Source organism: Acinetobacter sp. ANC_7654 (assembly GCF_056779855.1).
In genome coordinates, this window is sequence record NZ_JBWYIR010000012.1 from 1 (window position 1) to 12456 (window position 12456).

At 38.2% G+C, this 12456-nt stretch carries 11 protein-coding genes and 1 pseudogene; 6 read left to right on the plus strand and 6 right to left on the minus strand.

The window, feature by feature from the left end; translation table 11 throughout:
• Positions 1 to 213 precede the first annotated feature (213 nt).
• Entirely contained in the window at positions 214 to 816 is a 603-nt protein-coding gene (locus tag AC1M86_RS12490) for a TetR/AcrR family transcriptional regulator (protein WP_035268244.1), read from the minus strand.
• A gap of 84 nt (positions 817 to 900) precedes the next feature.
• Between AC1M86_RS12490 and AC1M86_RS12495 the strand changes: the two genes are divergently transcribed.
• On the plus strand, positions 901 to 2109 hold the full coding sequence (locus AC1M86_RS12495; protein ID WP_481590710.1) for an oxygenase MpaB family protein: 1209 nt from the start codon (positions 901 to 903) through the stop codon (positions 2107 to 2109).
• Positions 2110 to 2151: 42 nt separating this feature from the next.
• Here AC1M86_RS12495 and AC1M86_RS12500 read toward each other — a convergent pair whose 3' ends face one another.
• The 4 genes and pseudogenes from AC1M86_RS12500 to def form a co-directional block, all read right to left on the minus strand.
• Positions 2152 to 3081 carry a metal-dependent hydrolase gene (locus tag AC1M86_RS12500; protein ID WP_092768017.1) on the minus strand — a complete coding sequence of 310 codons (930 nt, stop codon included), beginning with the start codon at positions 3079 to 3081 and terminating at the stop codon, positions 2152 to 2154.
• 169 nt (positions 3082 to 3250) lie between these two features.
• Positions 3251 to 5296, minus strand: coding sequence for a TonB-dependent copper receptor (locus AC1M86_RS12505; RefSeq protein ID WP_481608084.1), 2046 nt, complete (start codon positions 5294 to 5296; stop codon positions 3251 to 3253).
• A 70-nt stretch (positions 5297 to 5366) separates the two neighbouring features.
• Positions 5367 to 5573, minus strand: a pseudogene (locus tag AC1M86_RS12510) (DUF2946 domain-containing protein); the annotation flags it as partial.
• Between the two features lie 335 nt (positions 5574 to 5908).
• Positions 5909 to 6439 (minus strand): peptide deformylase, encoded by a 531-nt coding sequence (gene def, locus AC1M86_RS12515; RefSeq protein WP_035268228.1) that lies wholly within the window; start codon positions 6437 to 6439, stop codon positions 5909 to 5911.
• A 122-nt stretch (positions 6440 to 6561) separates the two neighbouring features.
• On the opposite strand from def, the gene AC1M86_RS12520 reads away from it, so the two are divergent.
• From AC1M86_RS12520 to tsaC, 3 genes are read left to right on the plus strand one after another with little or no spacing between them, the layout of a single operon-like run.
• Positions 6562 to 7713, plus strand: coding sequence for a LysM peptidoglycan-binding domain-containing protein (locus AC1M86_RS12520; RefSeq protein ID WP_481608085.1), 1152 nt, complete (start codon positions 6562 to 6564; stop codon positions 7711 to 7713).
• Between the two features lie 14 nt (positions 7714 to 7727).
• Positions 7728 to 8924, plus strand: coding sequence for a DNA-processing protein DprA (dprA, locus tag AC1M86_RS12525; RefSeq protein ID WP_481608086.1), 1197 nt, complete (start codon positions 7728 to 7730; stop codon positions 8922 to 8924).
• A 48-nt stretch (positions 8925 to 8972) separates the two neighbouring features.
• On the plus strand, positions 8973 to 9542 hold the full coding sequence (gene tsaC, locus AC1M86_RS12530; protein ID WP_481592437.1) for an L-threonylcarbamoyladenylate synthase type 1 TsaC: 570 nt from the start codon (positions 8973 to 8975) through the stop codon (positions 9540 to 9542).
• 402 nt (positions 9543 to 9944) lie between these two features.
• Here tsaC and AC1M86_RS12535 read toward each other — a convergent pair whose 3' ends face one another.
• Positions 9945 to 10835, minus strand: a complete 891-nt coding sequence (locus AC1M86_RS12535; protein ID WP_481597763.1) for a DMT family transporter — start codon at positions 10833 to 10835, stop codon at positions 9945 to 9947.
• Positions 10836 to 11176: 341 nt separating this feature from the next.
• Here AC1M86_RS12535 and AC1M86_RS12540 point away from each other — a divergent pair, with 341 nt between their 5' ends.
• Complete coding sequence (locus AC1M86_RS12540; protein ID WP_092767874.1) at positions 11177 to 11698, plus strand: hypothetical protein; 522 nt, start codon at positions 11177 to 11179, stop codon at positions 11696 to 11698.
• Between the two features lie 116 nt (positions 11699 to 11814).
• Entirely contained in the window at positions 11815 to 12357 is a 543-nt protein-coding gene (locus AC1M86_RS12545) for a glutathione peroxidase (protein ID WP_481590704.1), read from the plus strand.
• The last annotated feature ends 99 nt before the right edge of the window (positions 12358 to 12456 follow it).

A 12456-nucleotide genomic window follows, 5' to 3' on the forward strand; every position in this document is an offset into this window, starting at 1 on the left:
ACTCATTCTCAAAACTTAGATCCAACCTATTCAGCTAAATCCTTGTTTTTCAACAAGTTTTAATCAACATCACCGCCGATGGATGTGCATTATAGGCTATTTATTTTCTTACGCAACTACTTTTTCAATCTTTTCTATTTGTTTGTATAGTTAATAAACCAATGACACATTAACTATATGTTTTTTATATACAATTTTTATTTGTATAAACCTTTAACTCTTGTCACTGTCTAAATAAGACAAAATCATTGCACTTAATTCCCGCTTAAGCTGTTGTTCTGAAATAAGAAAATCATTGTTGCTTACAAACCTCATCATTGTGAACAAGGTACTATTAATAATCACAAAAGATTTATGCTTGAGTGTTTCAAAGTCCCAATGACGATAAAAACGATTAAATACATATAAACCAACTTCAAAAAAATGCTTTTCTAAAACCTTTGCTGCTTCTGAATTGTTATAGCCATGCCAATGCTTGAGGACTTCAAAGAAGAAACCATTATCTTCTCTCATTACATCAAATCCGAATTGAAGACTAACATCGACTAAGGTTTTTAAATCCATTTCTTCTTGATTCATCGCCAGCGCTTTAAGTGACAAACCTAAGTTTTCACTCTTACGGCGTAACAATTCTAAAATTATCTGATCTTTATTTTCGAAATATTGATAGATAGAGCCTACGCTCACCCCTGATTTTTCAGATATTTTTGGCGTAGTGACTTGATCTAGGCCCATTTCAGAAATGCATATCAGAGTCGCTTCCAAAATACTATCGACTACCAGCTTTGCTCTTTGTTGTTGTGGTCTTTTTCTCATAGCTGCCATTCTAATAATGCGAATTGAATGCGAATAAATATTCATATTAATCTTTGATCAAACAATAACCAGATTAATTACACCATGTCAAATTTTAGCATTCCAAAACGTATGGCTTCATATGAGCGAATGAAGCGTAGCGATCTATTGTCCAAGCTTCTACACAAAATGACCGATCAAAACTTCATTCCAACTTATGCTGAATATTTAGAGTTAAATGAAAGTTTACATACGGGTGATGTGCCGATGGATCGCTTAATGGATTGGGTGATGACCAATCCACGCGAAAATCGAAAGCTTTTTGAAACAGCCTTATATCAAGGCTTAGATGCTCTTCCCAAACCAGTCCCTGAAATCAAAGCATTCTTTGATCTCGTGGAACAACAGCCTGTTTGGTTCGATCAAGAAAAAATTGATCGTGCAATTCAATTCACACATCGTTTAGGCTCGAATGTCACTTTTATTATGCGTGATCTCGCGCTAATGACTGGATATCAATACCCTGGCTTTAATCAACCTTTAATTTTAACAGGTGCTCTAAGCAAATATGCAGGCAAGCGCTTAGCAGAAACGCATAAATGGTGGCTAGATGTTACTAAGCCGAACGGATTTCAACGCTTTAATGATGGCTTTACTTCAACAATTTTTGTGCGTTTCATCCATTCTTTAGTTCGCTACCATCTAAAAAAATCTAAAGATTGGGACTGGGATATTTGGGGAATGCCGATTAACCAATATGATCAGGCAATGACAAATATTGCTTTCAGCGGTGTAATGCTTTTAGGTATTCGAGCAATCGGTATTTTTCCAACTAAAAGTGAAGTCGATGCGATTATGCATTTTTGGAAATATACAGGCTGGTTGATGGGTGTTGACGAACACTGGCTGATTGATAAAGAGTCTGAAGGCTGGAAATTATTGCAATGGATGAATTATGCTCACCCTCAAGTGGATGAAAGTAGTCGTCAGCTTGCAGTAAGCCTATCCAAAGAACCATTTGAACGCGAATATAAACATTTTAAACGTTTCATGCAGAAGAAAGCCTACCAGAATCACTTAGATGTTACCCAAATCTTTATGGGCCGTAAAAAAATGAAAAATTTAGGGCTTAAGCCTCGAATACTGCCGTGGTATCCACTGTATCTACTGACCAAAAATACTGTGATTTATGCTGGCGCAAAAAAAATACCAAAGCTTGATCTTTATTTACAGCGTAAAGGGCGATCACAACAAGAACAAGCTCTCGATTTATATCAAAATGCAGGAAAACAGCTGGCAAGTATGCATCAATAAATAAAAAACCGAGCTAAGGCTCGGTTTTTTGCATGTATATTTTTAAGCCATTTTTAATGTTGCCTCTTGCTCAGCTCGAAGTGCTGATGGAGAGCGTGCTAGATAATCCAAAGCTTGTTGAGTATTACCTTCTTGCACTGGATGAAACTTTGGACTAAACCAACGGATAGTAGCTAAAGTTAAATGACTGAAGGTAGGAATATGATCGGTCTTACGACTAATTTTTTCCATTTGCATAATGAGTCTTAAAGTACCCATATGTCTAAACTTACCTGCATCTTTATCTTGTTTCAAAATTGTTTTGCCGCCTTCAACCCAAACCGCTGCCATAATAGGGAAGATAAAGGTCATCAAAGCATTTTTTGAAATTTGGAAATTAAACTCTGATTCAAACATATGTTTAAACAAATCATACGCAACCGTACGATGTTCAACTTCTTCAGCAAGATGCCAACGGAATAGATCAGCCATGATTGGATCGGCTTTATCCAATGAAGTATTGTCCAAGCTCCACTGCCCTGCCACACCAGTATAGTGCTCAATGGCTGCAATCACACCCAGTCGGAAGATTAACCAACGTTTTTCACCAACCACTTTTTTCATCATTTTGATACCTACTGGATTTTCTCCCAAAAGGATTTCAAAAAGATAATGCATGCGTTGAATGAACGGCTTTACATCTAATCCATGTTGATCAAAATAAACTTGTGCATGTTGATGAGTACGACCATGAATCGCTTCTTGCTGAATAAAACCTTTCACGTCAGCTTTTAATTGTTCGTCTTTGACGAACGGTAAAGCTTTATTAAATACACGGCAAAACCAAAACTCACCCGCAGGTAAAATCATATGTGCTGTATTCAACATATGGGTGGAAACAGGGTCATTTTCAATCCAATGCTTTGGAATATGATTGAAATCAAATTTTACTTTACGACCATGTAGTTGATGAACTTGACTCATTGTTGTCATTTTATTATCCATTACTTCTTTTTTTATTATTTTTAAAATAATGATAACCTCATCACAATATCATTTAAGGACATTCATATTTTATGTCTGACAATTTTAAAGAAAACACCCATTCAGACGGCGATCTAAATGGGTGTTAGGCTTAATACGTCAAATAAACTGAATATGACTAGAACTTCATACTCACACGCGCCCAATAATTACGTCCTATATTATTAAATTGCTCATTCTGTGCAAAACCAAATCCAGCACTACCTGCTTTATTTAAGTGTTCCGTATAAACTTTATCCAGAACATTATCAATTCCAATACTCAAATCAACACCTTGATGAATTTGATAAGTACCATTTAAAGACAGCGTCGAGAAACCTGAACTCGTTTTAAAGTCCTTACCTACAATATTACCTTGATTAATACTGACACGATCCTGCCCATCTACCACACGCCACAATAAACCTAAGTTAAAACGCTCTTGCACATATCTTAAATTTACACGTGCTTCCAACGGTGATATTTGAGGTAAAGGTTGATGATCAGTTGTGTTTTTTCCCCAAGCATACATCGCACTAAGATCTGCCTGAACAGCATCGGTAAATTGATAACCTACACCAGCTTCTGCCCCTGCGATTGTCGCATCGACATTTCTAGAATCAGCAGCATTTTTACCATGACCAGTCATTTTTGCTGGGTCATAATTCAATAATATGAAATCATCGATCAAACCAGCATAAGCTGATGCCCATGAACTGAATGCCCCGTGATTATGTTGGTATCCAACATCCAACTGTAAGGTTTTTTCTGTTTCTAAATCCTTGAAGGTAGCAACAGCATTGCCTTGATAATCTGTCTTAAACAACTCCCAATAATCTGGTACGCGCTCTACATAGCCTAGACCAACATAGGTTTTAGCATCATGCTCTGGATGCTGATTTTCAAACCGTATAAAACCACTTGGTAATGTTTCCTGACGTTCTTGAACCATTTTTAAGTTTTTAATCTTAACTTGATCAACCCGAACACCTGTGACCAACTTATTATGATCATTCAATGGATATGATAATTCAGTGAACCCACCATAAGATTGAAACTTCATATCCTCTGTCAGTGGAGTATTCATCATTGGCATGCTTGAATGATACATTCCACCAGCATGTTGATTATTCTGAGTATCAACACCCGTAATGAATATTGCTTTATCCCACTTCATCGTTGTGGCTAAACGTGCATTCAAAGTACGACGTGTCACATTCATAGCGCGATCCGCGCCATCAACATCACGCAAACTAAAATTATCCATCACATGATCATTAAAGTTGTAATTGACTTGCGCCTCAACTTTTTTAACTACCTCTGAGAGATTCTTTTTCTCAAATCTTAATCCCAAGCTCTCGCGGGCAAATTTAGAACCATCCATATCTCGCCCAGCATATACAGCCTCACCATCAGCCTTACCGCCAGTTAACTCGATCCATGTATCTGCATTAGGTGTCCAGCCCAATGCTAAATCTGCATTCCATCGTTTCCAATCTGATGGTACGGTCGCCCCATTACCATCTTGATAACTATTTGAGACTGATCGGTTGCTATTGATTCGAATATATTTTTGTTCATCTCCTACCGCTGCCTCAATATTTTGGTCTAAACGCCCAAAAGAGCCCATTAATACACTTGCCTGACCTCGATAATTTTTTTCATCATTCAATTGTTCTGGGCGTCGCTCGAAAATCACTGTTGCTGCTGAACCTGTGTTGGCGTACTGGACAGTTTGGGGACCTTTAATCACCGAGATTCGATCATAGCTCTCAGGTGAGATATACGAAGTCGGTGAATCCATACGACTCGGGCATGCGCCTAAATTTTCAGTTCCATCTGTTAGAATTTTGATTCGTGATCCAAACATTCCACGAAAGGTCACATCACCGTTCGTACCTGCACCACTATTTACGCTGCTAAACCCTACAATACTTTGTAAGTAATCTGCGCCATCCGACGCAGGAATAGGCTGAATGGGTTGCTTCGGGTTTGCACGTACAATCAAGCCATTAGCATCATTACCTTGTAGAGCTGTAGCAACAATTGGCGCTAAGTTCGTCGTGTGTGTATCAGGTGTTGGATTTAAAGTTGTAGATTGGACTTCAGCAAATGAAGTTTGCGAAATAAAGGCAATAGAAATCGCAGCCGCTAGTGGCTGTAAATAGAATTTTGGCTGAGCCATGATATATTCACTCAAAATTTAAATATGACAATGCTAGAGTCATTCAAGACCCTAAAAATAAAGACAATATTTAAGAAAAGAGTGGTGGTGCCCGACCTTGAGGTAAAAGGAATAAACGCTGTAAGTCGAAATAAATATGTTTGAACGCTTTTTGGAATGCGATCAAACGTATATTCAAACGTACAAAAACTTCTTTCACATTCAGCTCAGGTGGCAAAATCAAATTACCAAATACAGTACAGTATTGGCATTGATGGTTTGGATCATGATGATCGTGCCCACTATGCGAGGATTCAACATAGCGCTTAGACTCATGATGTTCATGTAACGCATGTGAAGTGGAAACATGATGAGCATGATGAACGAGCGTTGTAATACTAGAATGATTAGGCTGTTCGAATAAGGCACGGGTGATCGTTTCGCAGACCGGCGCAATTTGATATTGCGCTGGAAGCAAAGGCTGAAGAAAAACAGCGATCTGTAATAATACTGCTGCGAAACTCAGCAGCAACCCATTGCGGAACAAATTGTCATTCCAAATAAAATTTGAGCAATTATAACAAAGCCCAATCGAAATTGGGCTTTATCAATATATTTAAAGTTCTTAGAAAATTAACGCTTTACAGCAACTTTTTCTTTTTGACGCTGACGAACGACTTTTTCTACCTTTTCACGCGCTCTTTGGCGTTTTAAAGGAGATAAATAATCAACAAATAATTTTCCGTTCAGATGATCCATTTCGTGCTGGATACATACTGCCAAAAGACCATCAGCTTCTAATTCAAAAGCTTGCCCTTCTAAGTTAATTGCGTCAATTTTGACGCGTGACGGACGCTCAACTTTATCGTATATTTGTGGAACTGATAGACAACCCTCTTCATAAGGTTGGGTATCTTCAGTTAATGGGGTGACTTTAGGATTAATAAAAACCATCGGCTGATTTTTATCTTCAGACAAGTCCATGACGATAAGCTGAATATGATGATCAACTTGGGTTGCAGCTAGACCAATACCTGGTGCTTCATACATGGTTTCAAACATGTCTGCAGCAAGTTGACGAATTTCATCCGTCACTTCCTCTACAGGTTTGGCAATAGTACGCAAACGGGGATCAGGAAAACTTAAAATTGGTAATAAGGCCATGCTGCTCCTCACCGGCTATGCCATTGATCTTAAAAATTAAATGAAGTTAATGCTTCATCAAATAATACGTGTAATATGCGTATTATAGCGCAAATAGATACATAATTTTAGGAATTATGATAATGAAAAAGGTTTTCAATGGCATGGCTTTTTCACATGCTCTGGGGTTAAAGAAACACTGCCTTTCACTTGCAATTTGCATTAGTGCGGGCTTGTTTACCGCGCAAATGACACAAGCCAGTCCAAATGTAAGCCCACCATCGATTAAGGCCGGTGCTCCTCACGTTTATGTGGTCAAAAAAGGCGACACTTTGTGGGATATTTCAGGTAAATTTTTGCGCTCACCTTGGCGTTGGAAAGAAATTTGGGCATCCAATAAACATGTCAAAAATCCACACTGGATCTACCCGGGTGATCGCTTACTACTCTGTACATTAGATGGGCGTCCACTGATTGGTAAAGATGAAGGTGACGGTTGTGAAGGCGTTATTCGTCGTCATCTTGGTGCTATCAATCTAAAACCTCAAGTACGTGTTGAAAGCTTAGGGAATACCATTCCAATTATTCCCTTGGATGATATTCAACCTTGGCTAGAAAGAAGTATTATCGTTGCGCCTGATTCTTTGCAAAGCACACCTTATATTCTCGGTTCGGCAGATCGTCGTATCGTTGCTGGGGAAGGTCAAACAGTTTATGCACGTGGTCAAGGGATTAACCCTGGACAAAGCTACGGTGTTTATCGTGAAGCTGAACCGTATGTTTTCTTAGATGAAAAAGGGAAAAAATACACAGGTGCACTTGAACTGATTGAGGTAGCTACTGCAGTCGCTGTTGCCAACGAAAATGAAATTTCAACTTTAGAGCTTAAACAAAGTTTTAATGCCGAAGTTCGTCGCGGTGATTACGTTTTACCTAAATTTCAAAATGAATTACCAAGTCTCTTCTATCCAACGGCAACAACGGATATTCAGCCAGGCGGTCAAGTGATTCGTGTTATGGGTTCTATTGGTACAGCAGCTCAACATAGTGTTGTCACCATTAACCGAGGAAACGTTCACGGTGCAAAAAATGGTCACGTGTTAAGTATTTTCCAACAAGGCGAAGTGGTTAAAGACCCGAAGACCAAAGAAAATATTCAACTGCCTAATCAGCGTGTGGGCAATTTAATGATTTTTAAAACTTTCGATCAATTAAGTTACGCTTACGTGCTAGACAGCGCACTTCCAATTAAAGTAGGTGCTGTATTAGAACCATCACCAATGGTTGAAAATTAAAATTAGGTGCGGATATGTTGAACGAGATTAACGACCATCAGTTGGCTTATATTAAACTCTGGTACCTCGTTCAACATTCACTCAGTGCTTATCAAAAACTTGTTCAGCATTTTGGTTCAGCTCAAGATGCTGTACAGAAAAATCATCTAAATCAATGGCATCAGCTCAACTTACATAAAAACCATATCGAGCGTGCATCTCAATTTTTCTCTGATCAACAGCAACAAGAATTTGAGCGAATTCTGCATCAAATTCATCAACATTCTGATTTTATGCTCACTGAGCAAGATCCAGACTATCCTCAGCAATTGTTGCCCTATCATGACCGCCCCCCAATTTTATTTGGGAAAGGTAAAGCACAACATTTATCTGAAGCACAAATTGCCATTGTTGGAAGCCGTAAACCAAGTCCACATGGCAAACAAGTCGCATATGATTTTGCGTATTATCTGAGTGATCAAGGTTTTTATATCACGAGTGGCCTAGCACAAGGCATTGATGAAGCAGCCCATCAGGGTGCTTTGCAACATGGCAGAACAATCGCCGTTATCGGCACAGGGTTAGATTTAATTTACCCATCACAAAATCGCCCATTACATGATCAAATCTTGAAGCAGAACGGGACCATCATTTCTGAGTTTTTACCCGGGACAAAACCGCTTCAGCATAATTTTCCACGCAGAAATAGAATTGTAAGTGGCTTAAGTTTAGGGATATTGGTAGCGGAAGCTCAATTGGGCAGTGGTTCATTAATTACGGCCCAAGCTGCTGCAAATCAAGGTAAAACGACCTTTGCGATTCCAGGTCATATTTATAGTGAATTTCATCAAGGTTGCCATCAGTTGATTCGTGAAGGTGCCATCTTAGTTGATCATCCTGATCAGATCATTGAAGATTTAGCCCTGCCGACTCAATGGCAGCATCAACAAGCATCTCTGTTACGAAAAAACAATCCTAATGAGTTCCAAAATGACGAAATAGTTCATTCAGTAGTCCATCCAAAGCTAGAGAAGCATGAGGATGATGAGCATTCGATTCCTATACATTTGTTAGCTGTATTTCAACAATTAGATTGGGTTGGACGCGATCTCGATCAAATTGCAGCTACCCTTGATTTAGACACAGCGACACTCACCAGCCACTTGATGGAGTTAGAACTTTTAGGACGCTGTATTCAACAATCTGGGTTATACCTACGTTGCCGTAATTAAAATTAAGGTTCACAATAGTCTTTTCAATCAAGAGAATGGTGAACGCTTATGTTAACAACCTCAGTTGCTGAGGCTGCTCAATGTCTAAAACAAGGTCATGTTTTGGCTTATCCTACAGAAGCAGTATGGGGCTTAGGTTGCGACCCTTTTAATGAAAATGCTTTTAAAGAAATTTTAAGATTAAAACAGCGCCCTATCGAAAAAGGGGTGATCTTACTGGCTGGTCAAGTCAGTCAGGTTGAACATTTATTATCAAAGCTGCCTCAAGACCGCCGTGATGCGGTGATTGAAAGTTGGTCACAAACATCTTATCAAGATCGCGCCACCACATGGCTTCTCCCAGCTGATGAGCAAATACCACTTTGGATTCGAGGCAAACATCCTAAGGTTGCTATCCGAGTCACCAACCATCCTCTTTGCATCGCACTGTGTAACGCATTTGATGGGTTCATTGTTTCAACCAGTGCAAATCCTGCTGGTTTAGACCCCGCTCGCTCATTGCAAGAAGTCAATCAGTACTTTGGTGCTGAATTAAATTATTTAAATGGAGATTTAGGCCTGAGCCAAGAACCTAGCCGAATATTAGATGCAGAAACAGGTGATGTCATTCGTGCTTAAAAAGCATGATATGCTGAGACTTAAAACTTATTATTTAAGACAAAAAAAAGCTCAGTCATAAAGGTATTGACTGAGCATATAAAAGGATGTGCTAATCACATCCAGAGGGTTCAGAAATTCATCTGTACAGAAAAAGAGTGTATTATCGCTTTCTCTGCAGTACGCATATTATGCTACAAAAAAAAATATTACACAATTACTAAGACTTAGAGTTTCAAATCATCATTTTTCTTATAAAGATTAATTATTAGTTCAATTGATATAATTAAGTACCTATTTTTAATTATTAATTTTACTTTTTAAAAAGCCTAATGATAGTTAATTTAGATCAATAAGCTTTTATAGATTTTAAGTATAATAAAAAAATAAATCGATTGTCTGTTTTTTAAACACTCTTAGCCTTTATGAATGAAGTTTTTTCTGTGCTAAAGCAATACCTATCAAAATCACGATTCCGCCTAAACTGTGATAAATCGTCCATGCTTCTTTTAACCAGACATAAGCAATAATAGCGGTAAAGATTGGCATTAAGTTCATAAAGATGCTGGTACGATTTGGGCCTAAATGTTGAACAGCCAACATCCATACTAACGGCGCAATAATCGAAGGGAAAATTCCCGCATATAACACACTCAAGCCGTTATCCAGATCAATTGCATCGAGCCCCAATACGGCAACGAATGGTAAGTGGTACAACACTGCAAAACCAATCTGAATATAAAGACTAATCATTAAAGGGAGCTCGAGTTGCCACTTTTTGAGAAATACACCATAAAAAGCATAGAAGAATACCGCGACGATCATAATCATGTCGCCCCAATGCCCACCCAGATGCATCAGTGTATCTAGACGCCCCTGACCGATGACATAAATCAGCCCGATAAATGATAAAATACTACCCACCACTGCAAATCGAGTTGGAAACTCTTTTAAAATCATCAGTGAAACAAAAATGGTGAAAATTGGAATAAAGGCATTAATTATGCCCATATTGGTTGCAGTCGTGTAATGTGCTGCGGTGTAAGCTAACCCCTGATAAAGCACCATACCAAATGCACTCAGCACTGCTAATTTCACTATATTTTGTCGTACCAAAGTACGCTGTTTGATGACTTTAGGCAGGATAAAGGGTGTTAAAATCAAAAAGGCAATAATCCAACGATAAAAACTAATACTGACAGGTGAAATATACTCTGCAACATATCGTGTAATGGCTATATTCAACGACCAAATCAATACAGCAATGACTGGCAATGATAAAGCCCAGAGCAAATGCTTTTTTTCAAATGTCATATTTTCATCCTAATTTTTATTTAATCGTTAAGATCAAGTTTTCATCAATTTTTAGACTTTTTCATTCCATGAAACACACTCCCCCTTCATTGTTAATGACTGCAGAACAGCCATCTAAGTCTGAGATTTTTACTTAAAAAATTAAGTAGAGTGCTGTTCTATTTTAAAACACTTTTCACTTTTTTACAGGGATTCCTCTACAAAACAACACTAGAAGCTGTGTGTGAGCTATGAGATCGTAAATGCTTGAATTTTCCCATCAACGGGTTAACTGAATATTTTTTAATGTGCTTCATCGTGAATGTGAGTGCATTGAACCGAGCATATAAAAAGGATAAATTATGAAAAAACTTCTCATTGCATCACTATGCACTACAGCTGTTTTTCTAACCGCTTGTGATAAAAAGTCTAACGATCAATCCTCACCTACTGCCGCTGAAACAGTTCAAAGCAATACATTAAGTACCAATGTAAATGCAGATATTCAACATGACTTAGATTTACTGGATCAAATTTCAAATACAAAAGCTCAAGAGGCTTTGGCATTTCAAAACGAAGTGACACAAGCTGCGCAAAACAATAATAAAGCTGAATTAGACGCAGTGGTTGAGAAGATGGATAACTATGTGGATCAATTTAATGATGATCTCGACAAACTTGCGCTCAAAAGTACTGAAGGTGCATCTCTTCGAGATAAAATGAAAGAATCGAATGAGCTTGGATTGGACCTCGCAGAAGCAGGTGTTAAAGAAAAGCCTGATATGAATGAAATCACTGAACTACAAAAGAAAGCTGTTGAGTTACAACAAAGCTTGTTACAGGACATGCAGAATCTTAAAAACCAAGTCGGGACAAAATCTTAACTCATAAAGCAGGCCGTCAGGCCTGTTTTTTTTCACTGTAGACACCTTGGTGAGATCTATATGCCATGGTATTTTCAATCTACATATTTTAAGTACTTTATGATTAGGACATTGAAATGGCTTCAGTTTATAACATTCCAGTAAATACAATTCAGGGGCAGCCTGTTGATTTATCACAATACGAAGGCAAAGTATTATTGATCGTGAATGTAGCATCTAAATGCGGCCTTACGCCACAGTACGAAGGTCTGCAAAAACTCTATAGTGAAAAAAAACAACAAGGTTTCGAAATTCTTGGTTTTCCTTCCAATGACTTTCTTGAACAAGAACCAGGAAGCAATGAAGAGATTGAACAATTTTGTTCAGTGAATTATCAAGTGGACTTCCCTCTTTTTGCGAAAATTCCAGTGGTTGGGGAGAATAAACATCCGCTATATGAAACTTTAACAAATGCCATTCCAGAGCGTATTGGTGAGGGGCCTTGGTGGAAAGATCTGGTTGATTATGGTTTAACGCCTAATAATCCCCCTGAAGTATTATGGAATTTTGAGAAATTCTTAGTTTCAAAAACAGGGGAAGTCGTTGCTCGTTTTGCACCAGACATCACTGCAGATGATGCGCGTATTGTTGATGCAATTAATGCTGAACTGGCGAAATAATCTCATCAAGATCAAGTGACGATCTTGTCACTTGATTATTTCTTATTCAATTCAATAAATATCTTCATTAATCTGTCAAAATCATAAGTTACTCTTTCA

What these genes read in the sequence shown, in the direction of transcription:
- AC1M86_RS12490 (WP_035268244.1), bottom strand. Translation starts at nt 816, where the DNA reads ATGAGAAAAAGACCACAACAACAAAGAGCAAAGCTGGTAGTCGATAGT.
- AC1M86_RS12495 (WP_481590710.1), top strand. Translation starts at nt 901, where the DNA reads ATGTCAAATTTTAGCATTCCAAAACGTATGGCTTCATATGAGCGAATG.
- AC1M86_RS12500 (WP_092768017.1), bottom strand. Translation starts at nt 3,081, where the DNA reads ATGACAACAATGAGTCAAGTTCATCAACTACATGGTCGTAAAGTAAAA.
- AC1M86_RS12505 (WP_481608084.1), bottom strand. Translation starts at nt 5,296, where the DNA reads ATGGCTCAGCCAAAATTCTATTTACAGCCACTAGCGGCTGCGATTTCT.
- def (WP_035268228.1), bottom strand. Translation starts at nt 6,439, where the DNA reads ATGGCCTTATTACCAATTTTAAGTTTTCCTGATCCCCGTTTGCGTACT.
- AC1M86_RS12520 (WP_481608085.1), top strand. Translation starts at nt 6,562, where the DNA reads ATGAAAAAGGTTTTCAATGGCATGGCTTTTTCACATGCTCTGGGGTTA.
- dprA (WP_481608086.1), top strand. Translation starts at nt 7,728, where the DNA reads ATGTTGAACGAGATTAACGACCATCAGTTGGCTTATATTAAACTCTGG.
- tsaC (WP_481592437.1), top strand. Translation starts at nt 8,973, where the DNA reads ATGTTAACAACCTCAGTTGCTGAGGCTGCTCAATGTCTAAAACAAGGT.
- AC1M86_RS12535 (WP_481597763.1), bottom strand. Translation starts at nt 10,835, where the DNA reads ATGACATTTGAAAAAAAGCATTTGCTCTGGGCTTTATCATTGCCAGTC.
- AC1M86_RS12540 (WP_092767874.1), top strand. Translation starts at nt 11,177, where the DNA reads ATGAAAAAACTTCTCATTGCATCACTATGCACTACAGCTGTTTTTCTA.
- AC1M86_RS12545 (WP_481590704.1), top strand. Translation starts at nt 11,815, where the DNA reads ATGGCTTCAGTTTATAACATTCCAGTAAATACAATTCAGGGGCAGCCT.